Annotated in this window: 14 protein-coding genes; 3 read left to right on the top strand and 11 right to left on the bottom strand. The window is 71.4% G+C overall.

The window, feature by feature from the left end; translation table 11 throughout:
- Positions 1 to 2: 2 nt before the first annotated feature.
- Entirely contained in the window at positions 3 to 212 is a 210-nt protein-coding gene (locus tag OHA03_RS25885; protein WP_267006166.1) for a hypothetical protein, read from the bottom strand.
- A gap of 189 nt (positions 213 to 401) precedes the next feature.
- Complete coding sequence (locus tag OHA03_RS25880) at positions 402 to 659, bottom strand: hypothetical protein (RefSeq protein ID WP_030918716.1); 258 nt, start codon at positions 657 to 659, stop codon at positions 402 to 404.
- Between the two features lie 205 nt (positions 660 to 864).
- Between OHA03_RS25880 and OHA03_RS25875 the strand changes: the two genes are divergently transcribed.
- Positions 865 to 2,193, top strand: a complete 1,329-nt coding sequence (locus tag OHA03_RS25875) for a protein kinase (RefSeq protein WP_267006165.1) — start codon at positions 865 to 867, stop codon at positions 2,191 to 2,193.
- Positions 2,194 to 2,211: 18 nt separating this feature from the next.
- On the opposite strand, the gene OHA03_RS25870 is transcribed toward OHA03_RS25875, so the two are convergent.
- From OHA03_RS25870 to OHA03_RS25830, 9 genes are all read right to left on the bottom strand, one after another.
- Positions 2,212 to 3,030, bottom strand: coding sequence for an RNA methyltransferase (locus OHA03_RS25870; protein WP_267006164.1), 819 nt, complete (start codon positions 3,028 to 3,030; stop codon positions 2,212 to 2,214).
- A gap of 64 nt (positions 3,031 to 3,094) precedes the next feature.
- Positions 3,095 to 4,351, bottom strand: coding sequence for a uroporphyrinogen-III C-methyltransferase (cobA, locus tag OHA03_RS25865; RefSeq protein WP_267006163.1), 1,257 nt, complete (start codon positions 4,349 to 4,351; stop codon positions 3,095 to 3,097).
- A gap of 237 nt (positions 4,352 to 4,588) precedes the next feature.
- A complete protein-coding gene (gene cobT, locus OHA03_RS25860; RefSeq protein ID WP_267006162.1) occupies positions 4,589 to 7,855 on the bottom strand; it encodes a nicotinate-nucleotide--dimethylbenzimidazole phosphoribosyltransferase in 3,267 nt (1,088 codons plus the stop codon).
- Between the two features lie 333 nt (positions 7,856 to 8,188).
- Positions 8,189 to 9,418 (bottom strand): precorrin-6y C5,15-methyltransferase (decarboxylating) subunit CbiE, encoded by a 1,230-nt coding sequence (gene cbiE / locus OHA03_RS25855; RefSeq protein WP_267006161.1) that lies wholly within the window; start codon positions 9,416 to 9,418, stop codon positions 8,189 to 8,191.
- Between the two features lie 118 nt (positions 9,419 to 9,536).
- Positions 9,537 to 10,214 carry a GNAT family N-acetyltransferase gene (locus OHA03_RS25850; protein WP_267006160.1) on the bottom strand — a complete coding sequence of 226 codons (678 nt, stop codon included), beginning with the start codon at positions 10,212 to 10,214 and terminating at the stop codon, positions 9,537 to 9,539.
- Positions 10,215 to 10,316: 102 nt separating this feature from the next.
- Positions 10,317 to 11,183 carry a MetQ/NlpA family ABC transporter substrate-binding protein gene (locus tag OHA03_RS25845; protein WP_267006159.1) on the bottom strand — a complete coding sequence of 289 codons (867 nt, stop codon included), beginning with the start codon at positions 11,181 to 11,183 and terminating at the stop codon, positions 10,317 to 10,319.
- Positions 11,184 to 11,258: 75 nt separating this feature from the next.
- Positions 11,259 to 11,930 (bottom strand): methionine ABC transporter permease, encoded by a 672-nt coding sequence (locus OHA03_RS25840; RefSeq protein ID WP_267006158.1) that lies wholly within the window; start codon positions 11,928 to 11,930, stop codon positions 11,259 to 11,261.
- A complete protein-coding gene (locus OHA03_RS25835; protein ID WP_267006157.1) occupies positions 11,927 to 13,006 on the bottom strand; it encodes a methionine ABC transporter ATP-binding protein in 1,080 nt (359 codons plus the stop codon). Before OHA03_RS25835 ends, OHA03_RS25840 begins: the two co-directional genes overlap by 4 nt.
- Positions 13,007 to 13,394: 388 nt before the next feature.
- Positions 13,395 to 14,042 carry an HAD family hydrolase gene (locus OHA03_RS25830; RefSeq protein WP_267006156.1) on the bottom strand — a complete coding sequence of 216 codons (648 nt, stop codon included), beginning with the start codon at positions 14,040 to 14,042 and terminating at the stop codon, positions 13,395 to 13,397.
- Positions 14,043 to 14,113: 71 nt separating this feature from the next.
- Here OHA03_RS25830 and OHA03_RS25825 point away from each other — a divergent pair, with 71 nt between their 5' ends.
- Together OHA03_RS25825 and OHA03_RS25820 are read left to right on the top strand one after the other, a co-directional pair.
- Positions 14,114 to 14,473 (top strand): hypothetical protein, encoded by a 360-nt coding sequence (locus OHA03_RS25825; RefSeq protein WP_267006155.1) that lies wholly within the window; start codon positions 14,114 to 14,116, stop codon positions 14,471 to 14,473.
- Between the two features lie 2 nt (positions 14,474 to 14,475).
- Complete coding sequence (locus tag OHA03_RS25820) at positions 14,476 to 14,913, top strand: hypothetical protein (protein ID WP_267006154.1); 438 nt, start codon at positions 14,476 to 14,478, stop codon at positions 14,911 to 14,913.
- The last annotated feature ends 3 nt before the right edge of the window (positions 14,914 to 14,916 follow it).

The raw sequence follows: 14,916 nt of genomic DNA, 5'->3' as shown, positions 1-14,916 counted from the left end.
GCTCAGCGCCCCAGCATCACACCCACGGACGACGCCTGTGTGACCACTGCGTCCCAGCCGCCGAAGACGACTACGAGCAGGGCCGCCAGAGGAAGAACCATGGCCGTCGCCACCAGCGGGTGGCGCGTACCGGACGACGGGCGGCTGCCGAACGCGGCATGTGCCCTGCGCCCCTGCGTACGGATCATCGTCCGTACTGCCGTGTCCGCCATGGTTCCTCTCCTGACCTGTTGTGGGAGCGGCGGGCATCTGACCTCGGGGGACGAGTGCAACGCCCGCCGCTCGACTTCAACATTAGGGACGGCCGAGGCGCAGGTCGTCATGCCCGCGTATCGAATGCCGGGCCTCCCGGAGGATGAGCCGTCGGTGCTCGGCGTACTCCCCTGGGTGGAGATCGGGCACTAGACCTTGGGGTCTTCCCGGAGGGGGCGCTCGGATGCGTCCTCCCGGGGGACCGGTTGTTCGACCAGGGCGAGCACCCTGGCCGCCATGAAGCGGGCGGTGCGGACCACGGAGCCGTTGCGAGTGACTTCACTCACTTCGACCACCCCTCGGCGGACGGCCGTCTCCACCCGGCGACCGGCTCTGCCGGCCACCACTTCGTAGGTACGCGTCGTGTCCCCGGCGTCCACGACTATCTCGACTCGATCGCCCTTCACTGATCCAATCCCCCTTCTGCGACGGACCTTTGAGATCTCGCACGGGCCGGGGAGCGTGGATCCGCGGCCCCCTGACCACCCTTCAAGTTTCCCACCCGGCACTGACAATCGATGTGCGGGCGAGGGCGCGGCCTCTGAGCGCGCCGGGCCACGGGTCCGTAAGCTGTGCCACGTCAGGCGGACCAGGCAGCGGGGATGGGCAGACATGGCGATGATGCGGCTCCGGCGCGAGGACCCGCGTGTCGTCGGCTCGTTCAGGCTGCACAGACGACTCGGAGCGGGCGGCATGGGTGTCGTCTATCTGGGTTCGGACCGGCGCGGCCAGCGGGTGGCGCTCAAGGTGATCCGCCCGGATCTCGCCGAGGACCAGGAGTTCCGTTCGCGTTTCGCGCGCGAGGTGTCGGCGGCGCGGCGGATCCGCGGGGGCTGTACGGCACGTCTGGTGGCGGCCGATCTGGAGGCGGACCGACCGTGGTTCGCCACGCAGTACGTCCCCGGCCCCTCACTGCACGACAAGGTGGCCGAGGAGGGTCCGCTGTCGGCGGCCGAGGTGGCGTCGATCGGGGCGGCGCTCTCCGAGGGGCTGGTGGCGGTGCACGAGGCCGGTGTCGTCCACCGTGATCTGAAGCCGTCGAACATCCTCCTCTCCCCCAAGGGCCCCCGGATCATCGATTTCGGGATCGCCTGGGCGACCGGGGCGAGCACGCTCACGCACGTCGGTACGGCCGTCGGCTCGCCCGGGTTCCTGGCGCCCGAGCAGGTGCGGGGCGCGGCGGTCACGCCCGCGACGGACGTGTTCTCGCTCGGTGCCACGCTGGCGTACGCGGCGATGGCCGACTCGCCTTTCGGGCACGGCAGTTCCGAGGTGATGCTGTACCGCGTGGTGCACGAGGAACCGCAGTTGTACGACGTGCACGACGCGCTGGCCCCGCTGGTGAGCGCCTGTCTGGCGAAGGATCCGGAGGAGCGGCCGAGCACGCTTCAACTCTCCATGCGGCTCAAGGAGATCGCGGCCCGCGAGGCGCAGGGGCTGCACGAGAGCCGGCCGCCCGTGCAGCGCTCGGCGCAGGAGCTGGACCGGCCGACCGGGCGGCTCGACGGCCCGTACACCGAACAGCAGACCCGGCGTGCGGCGAGCGCTCCGGCGCCGCGTCCGCAAGGACAGCAGACGGCGCCCTCGCGCACCGCGTCGCCCCGTACCGGCGGCTCGCGGCCGCAGCCGCCTCGCAACACCACGCGCTCCGGCAAGCGCCCCCAGGCCACCAACGGGACGAACGGCACGAAGGGGCGTCCGGGGACCCGGCCCGGGACGCGTACGACTTCGACGGGCCGGCGTCCGGCCAACCCGCGGCTGCTGCGGCAGCGTCTTGTCGTCTTCGTCGTGGTGACGCTGCTGGTGGCGCTGGGGATCGCGGCGGCGCAGGGTTGCCAGGGACCGGCCCGTGGGCTGGGCGCCACACAGGCCCCGGAACAGCAGGAACAGCAAGCAGTGCAGGAACAGCATCAGGGGCAGCACCTGCTGCCCCGGCAGTAGGCGCCGGCAAGCAGCCGGTCAGTCCTGCGGGCGGCCCGTGGCCACCGCGTAGAACGCGACGGCGGCGGCCGCGCCCACGTTCAGCGAGTCGACGCCGTGTGCCATCGGGATGCGTACCCACTCGTCGGCAGCGACCAGGGCCTGTGTGGACAGTCCGTCGCCCTCGGCCCCGAGCATCAGCGCCACCTTGTCCATCCGGTGCGGCGCCGCCTCGTCGATACTGCTGGCCTTGTCGTCCGGGGTGAGTGCCAGGAGCTTGAAGCCCGCCTCCCGTACGGTCTCCAGGGCCTTGGGCCAGCTCTCGAGACGCGCGTACGGGACGGAGAAGACCGCGCCCATGGAGACCTTGACGGAGCGCCGGTACAGCGGGTCCGCGCAGTCCGGGGAGAGCAGCACCGCGTCCATGCCGAGGGCGGCGGCGCTGCGGAAGATGGCGCCGATGTTGGTGTGGTCGTTGACCGACTCCATGACGACGACCCGGCGGGTCGTCGTCAGCAGTTCGTCGGCCGCCGGCAGTGGTTTGCGCTGCATGGAGGCGAGCGCGCCACGGTGCACGTGGTAGCCGGTGACGCGCTCGGCGAGCTCCGGGGTGACCGCGTAGACCGGGGCCGGGACCTCGTCGATGACGTCGCGCATCAGGTCGACCCATTTCGCCGAGAGCAGCATGGACCGCATCTCGTACCCGGCGTGCCTGGCGCGTCTGATCACCTTCTCGCCCTCGGCGATGAAGAGGCCCTCGGCGGGCTCTCGCCTGCGCCGGAGTTCGACGTCGGTCAGGCCCGTGTAGTCGCGCAGGCGCGGGTCGTCGGGGTCGTCGACGGTGATGAGATCTGCCACAGGTTGATACTGCCTTGTCCGGTGTGTGGTGCCAACGGCTTGGAAGAAGATCCGTTACCGCTGGTTACTCGGCGGGGTTCGGAAGGGTGGCCGCACCGACCGCGACGACGTCACCGATGACGATCACGGCCGGGGGGCGGACCTCTTCGGCCGCGGCCCGTTCGCCGACGGTCGCGAGGGTCGCGTCGACCCTGCGCTGCGCCGCCGTGGTGCCCTCCTGGATCAGGGCGACCGGTGTCCCGGGCGACTTGCCGTGAGCGATGAGGGCCTTGGCGATGGCGCCGATCTTGTCCACGGCCATCAGCAGCACGAGGGTGCCGCGCAGCTGCGCGAGGGCCGCCCAGTCGACCAGCGAGCGCTCGTCGTCGGGGGCGACATGGCCGCTCACGACGGTGAACTCGTGGGCGACCCCGCGGTGGGTGACGGGGATACCGGCCGCGCCGGGTACGGAGATCGAGCTGGAGATGCCGGGGACGACGGTGCACGGGATGCCTTCGGCGGCGAGCGCCTGTGCCTCCTCCATGCCCCGGCCGAAGACGAACGGGTCGCCGCCCTTGAGCCGGACGACGGCCTTGCCGGCCTTGGCGTGCTCGATGAGCGCCTGGTTGATCGCCTCCTGCGCCATGAAGCGGCCGTACGGGATCTTCGCGGCGTCGATCACCTGGACGTGCGGCGGCAGTTCGTCGAGCAGGTCGCGCGGGCCGAGCCGGTCCGCGATGACGACATCGGCCTCGGCGAGGAGGCGCCGCCCGCGCACGGTGATCAGGTCGGGGTCGCCGGGGCCGCCGCCGACCAGGGAGACACCGGGGATGGGGCGGGTGCGGTGGTGCGGGGCGGCGAGCGTGCCGTCGCGCAGACCCTCGACGATGGCGTCGCGCACGGCAGCGGAGTGGCGCGGGTCGCGGCCCTGCGCGTCGGTGGAAAGGACGGCGACGGTCACACCCTCGCTGCGGCCGGTGGCCGGGGTCCAGGCGGTGGCTGCATCGGCGTTGTCGCTGCGCACGCACCAGGTGCGGGTGCGCTCGGCCTCGGCGGACGCGGCCTCGTTCGCGGCGGCGTCGTCGGAGGCGATCAGCGCGTACCAGGTGTCGGTGAGGTCCCCGTCCTCGTACCGGCGGCGCTCCCAGTGGATCTCACCGGCGTCGGCCATCGCCTCGACGGACGGCGTCGCGGACGGCGATACGAGGGTGATGTCGGCGCCCGCCGCGATGAGTGCGGGGAGGCGGCGCTGCGCGACCTGACCGCCGCCGACAACGACGACGTGGCGCCCGCTCAGGCGCAGTCCGACGGGGTACGCGGGGTGATCGGCGTGCTCGGCCATGGCGGTGCGGGCTCCTCGGGCGATACGGGGTGCGTGCGGGCCGCTACGGCGGTGGAGCGGCTGTGACGTGCGGTTTTGTGGGGTGTGGGTCCACGATACGGGGTGCGGCGGGGCGGGCCGCCGGGGCGGGTGGGGGCCGCTGTGCGGAGCTCTTCCCTACCCACCCCTTTCGGGGAACCGGGGCTCCGCCCCGGCCCCCGCGCCTCAAGCGCCGGTGAGGCTCACCATGGCCGGGCGCTACTTCTCCGTGACGCCCGCCGAGTCGAACGTCGCCACCTCGTGCATCGCCCGCGCCGCACTCTGCACGATCGGCAGCGCCAGCAGCGCACCCGTGCCCTCGCCGAGACGGAGGTCGAGGTCGACCAGCGGGCGCAGGCCCAGCTTGTTGAGCGCGGCGACATGGCCGGGCTCCGCGCTGCGGTGACCGGCGATGCATGCGGCGAGGGCCTCGGGGGCGATCGCCCGGGCGACCAGGGCCGCAGCGCCCGCGCTCACCCCGTCCAGGATGACGGGCGTACGCAGCGACGCACCGCCCAGCAGGAATCCCGCCATTGCGGCGTGCTCCAGGCCGCCGACCGCGGCAAGTACGCCGATCGGATCGGACGGGGCGGGCTGGTGCAGTTCGAGGCCACGGCGGACCACGTCCACCTTGCGGGCGTGCATCTCGTCGTTGATCCCGGTGCCACGACCGGTCACCTCGGCCGGGTCCATGCCCGTGTACACGCAGATCAGCGCGGCGGACGCGGTGGTGTTGGCAATGCCCATCTCACCGGTGAGCAGGCCCTTGTTGCCCGCTGCCACCAGATCCCGGGCGGTCTCGATGCCGACCTCGATGGCCGCGAGGACCTCTTCACGGGTGAGGGCCGGCCCGGTCGTGAAGTCGGCCGTTCCCGCACGCACCTTGCGCGGCAGCAGGCCGGGGGTCGCGGGCAGCTCCGTCGCCACGCCGACGTCGACGACGCACACCTCGGCGCCGACCTGGGCCGCGAATGCGTTGCAGACCGCGCCGCCGCCGAGGAAGTTGGCGACCATCTGGCCGGTGACCTCCTGCGGCCACGCGGTGACGCCCTGGGCGTGCACCCCGTGGTCCCCGGCGAAGATGGCGACAGCCGCAGGCTCCGGGATCGGCGGCGGGCACATCCGGGAGAGACCCGACAGCTGCGCGGAGATGATCTCCAGCATGCCGAGCGCACCCGCCGGCTTGGTCATCCGCTTCTGGCGTTCCCAGGCCTCGCCGAGCGCCTTGGCGTCCAGCGGACGGATGTTGGAGATGGTCTCCTGCAGCAGGTCGTGCGGCTCCTCGCCGGGCAGCGCGCGGCGACCGTACGTCTCCTCGTGGACGACCCAGGACAGCGGGCGCCGCTTGGACCAGCCCGCCTGCATCAGCTCGGGCTCCTCGGGGAACTCGTCGACATAACCGACACAGAGGTACGCGACGACTTCGAGGTGCTCGGGCAGGCCGAGGGCGCGGACCATCTCCCGCTCGTCGAAGAAGCTGACCCAGCCGACGCCGAGACCCTCGGCGCGGGCGGCGAGCCACAGGTTCTCGACGGCGAGCGCCGAGGAGTACGGGGCCATCTGCGGCTGGGTGTGCCGGCCGAGGGTGTGGCGGCCGCCGCGGGTGGGGTCGGCGGTGACGACGATGTTCACCGGGGTGTCGAGGATGGCCTCGATCTTCAGTTCCTTGAACTGCTTGGCCCGGCCCTTGGGCAGCGATTTGGCGTACGCGTCGCGTTGACGCTGCGCCAGTTCGTGCATGGAACGGCGGGTCTCCGCGGAGCGGATGACGACGAAGTCCCAGGGCTGCGAGTGGCCGACGCTGGGCGCCGTGTGCGCGGCCTCGAGGACGCGGAGCAGCACCTCGTGCGGGATGGGGTCGCTGCGGAAGCCGTTACGGATGTCGCGACGTTCGCGCATGACGCGGAGCACGGCTTCGCGCTCGGCGTCGTCGTACCCGGAGGCGGCGGCGCGGTCGGGAGTCTCCGCGGCGGGCTGCGGCGCCTCGGCCACCGGGGCCTCCTCGGCAGGGATCCGGACCGGCTCCGTGGGCTCCTGGTCCGGCGCGGGCGCCTCGACGTCCGGGCCGGCGTCGGTGGGCGTGAGGTCCGGGGTCTCGATGACCTCGGGGCCGGTCTCGGGCTCGGGCACGAGGACCGGTTCGGGGGCGGTCCCGGTGGCGGGCGCGAGGACGGGTTCCTCCGGAGCGGCGACCGGCTCCGGCGCGGCTACGGGTACGACGTCGGGCTCGGCCACGACGACGGCCTCGGGCACGACGACGGGCTCGGGGGCGACCACCGGCTCCGGCGCGGGGACCGGTTCGGGCGCGGGAGCTTCGGCCACAGCAGGCGCGGCCGCGACGGGCTCGGGGGTCTCGACAACCGGGGCCTGTACCGGCTCGATGGCGATCGCGACCTGCTCCGGCCGGGTCTGGGGCTCCGGAACGGCTACGGGTCCGGGCGCGGGCGCCGGCGCCGGCGCGACGACGGCTTCCGGCTGCGCGACCTGCTCCACGACGGCGTGTTCCACGACGACCTGCTCCACGACCGGCGTCGGGGCCAGGTGCGGAGTCGTCGGCACGGATCCCTCCACGGGCACGAACCGGCCCATGGACGCGCCGTCCACAAAAGCCTCGGCAGCGGCGGGTACGGCCTCCGGGGCGACCTCGGCCGGCTGTGCCACCTGCATCGGCTCGGCAACCGGCTCCGGGACGACCGTTTCTGCGGCCACGGCTTCCGTCTCCACTGCCACGGGCGCAGGGACCTGCTCCGGTACGTGGGCCGCCCACGGGCTGCCGGCCTGCGGCGGGATCTCGCCGAGTTGCGGGCCCGGCAGATCGAGGTACTCGGGACCGGTGGTGGGCGGTCCCGCGTGCCGTGCGGTCAACGGGGTCTGCGGCGCCTCCGCGGGTCCGCGGTCGGCGAGCGAACGGACCACACCGCCGGTCGGCGTCCCGCCGTACGACGGGGTCGACTCGCCCGAGGCCGGGCCGCGGTGCAGCGGCCGGCGCACGGGGGCGGCCGCAACCGGTGCGGCGACGGAGACCGGTGCCGGCATGCGTACGCCATTGAGATCGACGGCGCCCGAGTCACGGCCGCCGGACTCGTGCGTGCCCTGCCCGGTCTCGGTCATCGCTCCGGCCACGGCCTGCTGCACGGCGTACACGGCAGGGTCCGGTGCCTCCTGGACCTGCACGGGTCCCTGGGCCTGCATGGCCTGCGCACCGCCGACGTAGCCCTGCGGCTGCGCCTGGTACGCAGCCTGCCCCTCCGGCGGGGCCGGTGCCTGTACGACGCCGCCGCCCACCGGCTCACCGGAAGCCGGTGCGACCTGCGGTTCGCTCCAGGCGCCCTGCGGGCTCGGCATCAGCAGAAGATCGTCGTCCTCGGACGCATGCTCGGAGGGAGCGAGGAAGGTGTACGCACCCGGGGCGGGGTTGCCCGGCTGCTCCACCATGCCTGCGTTCTCCGGCAGTCCCTCGCCCGGGATCTGGCCGGTGTCACTCATGCGTACCCCTCGCCCATCGTCAGTGCTCCTTCGGCCCTTCGCCCGGGACGCCCGAACACGGCACGCCGGCGCTCGTCATGAAGAACGAGCGGGCTCGCCGTGCGGCACGAATCGGTCGCGGACACACATCATTCTCGCGGCCGTTCGCCGCCGCGGCAGGTAGTTCCGCCACGGTTTGTTGTGGACTGCGCCACGTTGCGCATCCCCCGGGTCCGCCGTACCACAACGGGGTCCAAAACGGTCCCCTTTTCCGGACATTGACGAACGAAGCGACGAACGGCCGGGTGCGGTACAACGATCGGCCAGCCTACCCCGCGCCGTACGCCGACCGGGTCAGGGGGCGAGGTCCGAGCGCAGCGCTGAGAGCAGAAACACGACCGAGCGTTCGCGCTCCGACCATGCGGCCGTGTCGAGTTCGACGGACTGCAGGAGGGCGCACTCGACGGTGTAGCCGTTCTCGGCGAGTGCCGCACCGAGCGCCTCGGCCTCGTCCCTGGTCGACGCATGGGTGACGATCCGCTCCGGCCTGCGGTCGGCGACAGCGGTGACGACGGGGACTCCGCCGCCACCGATCCGTACGACATCGGGCTCCGGCAGCCGCTCCAGCACGTGCGGGGCGCGGCCCTGGACGACCTGGAGCTGTACGCCGAAGGCCCGGGCCGCGGCCGCCGTCCGGGCGCAGGCGTCCGGGTCGCTGTCGACGGCCAGCACCGCCGCACCGAACCCTGCAGCCTCCACGGCAAGAGCTCCGCTGCCGGAGCCGATGTCCCAGACGAGGTCGCCGGTACGCGGACCGAGGCGGGCGAGTTGGGCGGCCCGCAGCCCCGGGGACTCACCCTCGCCCGACTCCCCTTCGGGGTCCGTCGCGCTGCCGGGGTAGGCGTCCGAGGGCAGTGCCCAGCCGCGTACGCCCTGGGGGTGGCGGCCGGCGATCCAGGAGCCGGTGGACTGCTGCTCGGGGCCGCCACCGATGACGATCACGACGTTCGGGTCGCGCCAGACGTGGTCGGCGGCCTTGTCGGAGGTGACGACGGTGACCTGTTCGCGTACGGTGCCGAGTTCCTCGCAGATGACGAAGGTGCGGTGCACGCCTTCGAGGAGCAGGGCGAGTTCGGCGGGGCCCGCGCCGGGCGAGGTGAGGACGGCGACCTTGTGGTGGGCCCGGCAGACGTTGACGGCGCGGCGCAGGGTGCGGGGGTGGGCGACGACGATCTGGGCGTCCTCCCAGGGCATTCCGGCGCGGGCGAACGCGGTGGCGACGGCGGACACGGCGGGCACGACTTCGACTTCCAGGCCGTGTTCGGGTGCGCGGAGATTGCGTACGACTCCGAAGAAGCCGGGGTCGCCGTCGGCGAGGACCACGGCGCTGCCGCGGTGGCCGGCGATCCTGCGGGCGGCGAGGTCGATGGAGCCGAGGCGGATCCGTTCGGCGGTTGCCGGGACTTCGGGGAGTGCGAGGTGGTGGGCGGCGCCCGCGACGAGGGTGGCGGCCGAGAGCGCGGCCCCGGCTGCTGCGGTCAGTGGCGAGCCGTCCCAGCCGATCACCGTGACCCGGTCGGCCATCTTTCGTCAGTCTCCTGGAGTTGTCGCAGGTGGGGCTGCCCACGAGCGGCGGGCAGGGTGAGAGTACCTGGTCCCCGACCGGTCCGGACCGGTGCGGTCCCCGGCGTCGGTTCCGGCGTCAGTTCCAGTCGCTGTAGGTGCCGTAGCCGCCTGCGTCGGCCAGCTGCTCGGCGACTCCTTCGAGGTCCTCGGGGAGCAGCCCCCAGACGATCAGATCGGTCCTGATGTCGGTCCAGCCGCCGTCCTCGGTCTGGGTCCTCGCTATCCGGGCGTTGCGCAGGACCCCCTCGCTGATGCAGCCGAGCTTCTGGGCGACCTGCTGTGAGGCGGTGTTGTCGGCGGCGGTGCGCAGTTCGATGCGTTCGAAGCCCTGGTCGCGGAAGAGCCACTGGGCGACGGCGAGCAGGGACTCGGTGGCGTAACCCTCACCTCGGGCCCAGGGCGCGGTGATGTACGCGGCCTCGGTGGCGAGGGTGCGCCAGTCGGTGTTCCGGAGCCGCACCGAGCCGACGAGGCGCTGGGTGAGGAACTCGGTGACGGCGAAGACGATTCCGTCACCGCTGGTGCGCTGCGCGGGGGCGATCCGCCGGACCCAGCGTTCCGCGTCGACCTGGGTGTAGGGGTGGGGCGCCTCCGTCCAGGCGGTGACGAGTTCGTCGTTCATCATCTCGATGTACGCGGGGACGTCCGTCATGTCGAACGGGCGCAGCACCAACCGATCCGTGCTGATGGAGATGGACGGAAAGGTGGAAGTCATGCGCAGCTCCATGCCGAAGACCGTGTAAAGGCACAGCATGCAGCATCGGGCGGACGTTGTGCATGGCCGGGTGGGCACGGCGGAGCCCCGCACACCCCGGTGGGGTGCGCGGGGCTCGGCCACGCGGATGCGGTACGGGTGTCAGGACTTGGCGACGGGGCCGAAGGCCGGGACGACGGAACCCTGGTAGGTGTCCTCGATGAACTTCTTGACCTCGTCGGAGTGGAGCAGCTTGACGAGCTTCTGGACGCGGGCGTCCTTCTCGTTGCCCGCCTTCACGGCGAGGATGTTGGCGTACGGGTTGTCCTCCGCCTTCTCCAGCACGAGGGCGTCCTTGGCGGGCTGGAGCTTGGCCTCGATGGCGTAGTTGCCGTTGATGACGGCAGCGTCCACATCGTTCAGGGCGCGGGGCACGGTTGCGGCCTCCAGCTCCTTGAACTCCAGACCCTTCTTGTCCGTGATGTCGCTGAGCTTGGCGTTGGTGCCGACGCCGTCCTTGACGGTGATCAGACCGTTCGCGGCGAGGAGCTGGAGCGCACGGCCCTCGTTGGTGGTGTCGTTCGGTACGGCGATGGTCTGGCCGGCCTTGATGTCCTTCAGGTCCTTGACCTTCTTGGAGTAGAGGCCGAGCGGCTCCAGGTGCACATTGGCGACCGCGACGATGTGGGTGTCGTTCTTCTTGTTGAAGTCGTCGAGGTACGGCACGTGCTGGAAGAAGTTGGCGTCGACCTGGCCGTTCTCGGTGGCGGTGTTCGGCAGGACGTAGTCCGTGAACTCCTTGACCTCCAGCTTGAGGCCCGCCTTGGCCGCCAGGTTCTTCTTGACGAAGTTCAGGATGTCGGCGTGCGGCGTCGGGGACGCGGCGACGACGAGCGCCTTGGAGGCGTCGGCCTTGGCGCCGGTCTCGCTCTTGGAGGCCGGGTCGGACGACGTGCCGCAGGCGGTGAGGCCGAAGGCGAGGGCGGCGGTGGCGGCGGCAGCTGCGGTGATCTTGATGTTCTTGCGCACGAAAAGTGCCTCTTTCTGATGGTGAGGGTGGTGCGCCCGGACAAGGAGTTCGGGCTTGTGAGCGGAGAGAAAGTCTCAGGAGGCGGTGCGGCCCCGGCGGGCCAGCAGGCGTACGGCCACGTCGCCGAACAGCTGGACCACGGTCACGATGACGATCAGCAGCGCGACGGTGATGAGCATGAACTGGTTGTCGAAGCGCTGGAATCCGTAGGTGACGGCCTTGGACCCGAGCCCTTCGCCGCCGACCGCGCCGGCCATCGCGGAGTATCCGATGAGCACGATGACGGTGGTGGTGACCGCGGAGACGAGCGACGGCAGGGCCTGCGGCAGCAGGACCTTGCGCACGATCGTCGGGATGGATCCGCCCATCGACTGAACGGCTTCGACGAGCCCGTGGTCGACCTCGCGGACCGCCGTCTCGACGAGCCGGGCGAAGAACGGGATGGCGCCGACGGCGAGCGGCACGATCATCGCGGTCGGGCCGATGAAGGTGCCCACGACCCAGGTGGTGAAGGGGATGAGGGCGATCAGCAGGATGATGAACGGCAGCGAGCGGCCGATGTTCACGATCACGCCGACGACCTTGTTCACCACGGTGTTCTGGAGCAGTCCACCCTTGTCGGTGAGGACCAGCAGTACGCCGAGCGGCAGTCCGACGAGGACGGTGACGGCCGCGGACCACAGCACCATGTAGAGGGTGTCGACGGTTCCCTGGGACAGCAGCGGCTGCATTTCGGACCAGGTCACTTCGCCACCTCCTTGGTGAGCGGGGTCCGGGTGAGTGCGGCGGGGGTCTGCGCGGGGATGCCGTCGGCGCCCGCCGTGTCCACGACCTCGGCCTGCAGTCCCTGCTCGCGCAGGAAGCCGATCGGGACGACGTTCTCCTCGAAGCGGCCGGGCAGCTCGATGCGCATCCGGCCGACCTGGTTGCCGCCGACGGTGTCCATCGCGGCGCCCAGGATCGAGATGTCGATGTTGTACGTACGGGAGAGCTGGGAGATCACCGGCTGGGTCGCGGCCTCGCCGTGGAAGGTGACGTCGACGACCGTGCGATCGGGGCCGGAGGCCGTACCGCCGACCGGGAACAACTCGTGGGCCAGTTCGGAGCCGGGGGTGGCGAGCAGTTCGCCGACGGTGCCGGACTCGACGATGCGGCCCTTCTGCATGAGGGCGGCCGAGTCGCAGATCGTCTTGACGACGTCCATCTCGTGCGTGATGAGCAGGACGGTCAGGCCGAGCTGCCGGTTGAGGTCGCGCAGCAGTTGGAGGATGGACCGGGTGGTCTCGGGGTCGAGGGCGGACGTCGCCTCGTCGGAGAGCAGCACCTTGGGGTCTCCGGCCAGCGCCCGGGCGATGCCGACGCGCTGCTTCTGGCCGCCGGAGAGCTGGCCGGGGTAGGCCTTCGCCTTGTCGGCCAGGCCGACCAGGTCGAGGAGTTCGAGGGCCTTACGGGTGCGGTCGCGACCGGCGACGCCGAGGATCTCCAGCGGGAGCTCGATGTTGTCCTGGACGTTGCGCGAGGCCAGCAGGTTGAAGTGCTGGAAGACCATGCCGATACGGCTGCGCGCCTCGCGGAGCTCCTTGCCGGCCCGGCGGCCCCGGCCCGCGAGGGCGGTGAGGTCCTGGCCGGCCACGGTCACGGTGCCCGAAGTGGGGCGTTCCAGCAGGTTGACGCAGCGGATCAGGGAGGACTTGCCGGCGCCGCTCTGTCCGACGACGCCGTACACCTCGCCCTCGCGGACATACAGGTCGACGCCGTCCAGGGCGGTGACCTCACGGCCGCGCGACTGATAGACCTTCGTGAGGCCCGTAGTGGTGATCACAGGGGTTTCCGTCACTGTCGAGTGCACGGCGCGGTGTCCGCCGGGCACGGGGCATTCGTCTGAAGAGACTGTTCGGACTCGGGTGTTCGGCCGGTGGGTCTCGGCACGGCTGCGGCGGCGTTCGGCCGGGGCAGGTACGTGCTGGAGCAGCTCGTTCCGCTGGGTGCGGACGGCGTGGGCTCGGTCTCGCTTCGGGGCGCGAGGCTCAGGCGGGGGCCCTCAGAAGGCGCGCATTCGACACATACAACGAGCACCGGGCGTCGTGATCGCCTCGGTCGCAAGGGTGCGGTTGCTCGTCGTGGTCATGGGCCAAGTAAAACAGACGTGCAGTTCCGGCCCGCCCGCCTGTCCGTATAGCGGACAGCCGTGGACCGTCGTGCCGCACGGTTCAGTCCGCGGTGGAGATTTCCACTCCCGCGGCTGTGACCTGCACCGATATGGCGGAGAGATCAGTAACGACAACGTCGGCGACCAGCTCGGCACGATCGTGGGTTGTGGCCAAGGCCACGGTCGTCATCCCGGCCGCCCGTCCGGCCCGCAGCCCGGCGGGGGCGTCCTCGAAGACCACGCAGCGGGCCGGGTCGACGCCGAGGCGACGGGCCGCGAGGAGGTACGGCTCGGGGTCCGGCTTGCCACGGGTGATGTCCTCGGCGGCGATCATCACCGGGAAGTCGATGCCTGCCTCGCGCAGCCGCGCCTCGCCCAGCGGGCGGGTGGCGGAGGTGACGACGGCCCAGCGGTGCGCGGGCAGCGAACCGAGCAGCTCCTTGGTGCCGGGGAGCACCACGACGCCACCGGGCACGTCCTCGACCTCCAGCTGTTCGATACGGGCGAGGGCCCCGTCGACCCGGTCCGCGGGCAGCAGCTCGGCGATGATCTCGACGGCCGTGCGGCCGTGTAGTTCGACGCCGGAGAAGTCCTCCGCCGTGACGCCGTACTCCTGTGCCCACCTGGTCCAGCAGCGCTGGACGGACTCGATGGAGGAGAGCAGCGTTCCGTCGTTGTCGAACAGCAGGGCCTCGGCGTGGATCTTCATGTTCGCCGACCCTAGCGCCCGGGTACGGGGGCGCACGCAGGGGGCCTTTTGGTCCGTAATACCCTCGGCTCATGCTTGACGCCCTGACGGTCGCGGTCTCCGTGACCGCGCTCGCCCTCGCCGCCTGGTGCGGTTTCGCCGCCTACCGGGACCAGCCGACCAAGGACTGGCACTTCATCGGAATGGCCGTGGTGTCGCTGCTGGCGCTGGCTCAGCTGGTGGTGGGGATCGTGCAACTCGCCCGGGGCGAACGGCCGGACCAGGGCATGACGATCTTCATCTGCTATCTGATCGGGGCGTTTGCCGCCGTGCCGGCAGCAGGTTTCCTGTCGCTGACCGAGCGGACCCGATGGGGTTCGGTCACGGTGTCGGCGGGCGCGGTCGTGCTGGCCGTCCTGCAAGTACGGCTCTACGACATCTGGGGAAGCTGACCGTGACCGAGACCGACACCACCCCCGATTCCGCACCCGGGCAGAAGGCCCGGTTCCAGCTGGGGACGGGCCCCGGCCGCGTACTCGTCTGGTTCTACGGGGTGTTCACCGTCGCGGCCGCCTCCCGCTCGATCGTCCAGATGATCCTGGACTTCGGCAGGGCGCCGCTCGCCTACGTGCTGTCGGCCGTCGCCGCCCTGGTGTACGGCTTCATCACGTACTCGCTGGTCCGCGGCGGCGAGAAGGCGCGCAGGACGGCGCTGGTGTGCTGCGCCGCCGAGCTCGCGGGCGTGCTGCTCGTCGGTACGTGGACTCTGGTCGAGCCGTCGGCCTTCGCGGACGCCACCGTCTGGTCGTATCTGGGCAGGGACTACCTGTTCATCCCGGTGATCCTGCCGGTCACCGGGATGATCTGGCTGCGTCGCGCCAAGAACGTGTGACGT

It is taken from the genome of Streptomyces sp. NBC_00154 (genome assembly GCF_026342835.1).
Lineage (GTDB): Bacteria > Actinomycetota > Actinomycetes > Streptomycetales > Streptomycetaceae > Streptomyces.
The sequence above is the reverse complement of the archived record's forward strand: the minus strand, read 5'-3'. Positions and strand labels throughout refer to the sequence as shown.

Bases quoted from the DNA above. Each gene is read 5' to 3' on its own strand.
- OHA03_RS25885 (WP_267006166.1), bottom strand. From the start codon at position 212: ATGGCGGACACGGCAGTACGGACGATGATCCGTACGCAGGGGCGCAGG.
- OHA03_RS25875 (WP_267006165.1), top strand. From the start codon at position 865: ATGGCGATGATGCGGCTCCGGCGCGAGGACCCGCGTGTCGTCGGCTCG.
- cobA (WP_267006163.1), bottom strand. From the start codon at position 4,351: ATGGCCGAGCACGCCGATCACCCCGCGTACCCCGTCGGACTGCGCCTG.
- cobT (WP_267006162.1), bottom strand. From the start codon at position 7,855: ATGAGTGACACCGGCCAGATCCCGGGCGAGGGACTGCCGGAGAACGCA.
- cbiE (WP_267006161.1), bottom strand. From the start codon at position 9,418: ATGGCCGACCGGGTCACGGTGATCGGCTGGGACGGCTCGCCACTGACC.
- OHA03_RS25850 (WP_267006160.1), bottom strand. From the start codon at position 10,214: ATGCTGTGCCTTTACACGGTCTTCGGCATGGAGCTGCGCATGACTTCC.
- OHA03_RS25830 (WP_267006156.1), bottom strand. From the start codon at position 14,042: ATGAAGATCCACGCCGAGGCCCTGCTGTTCGACAACGACGGAACGCTG.
- OHA03_RS25825 (WP_267006155.1), top strand. From the start codon at position 14,114: ATGCTTGACGCCCTGACGGTCGCGGTCTCCGTGACCGCGCTCGCCCTC.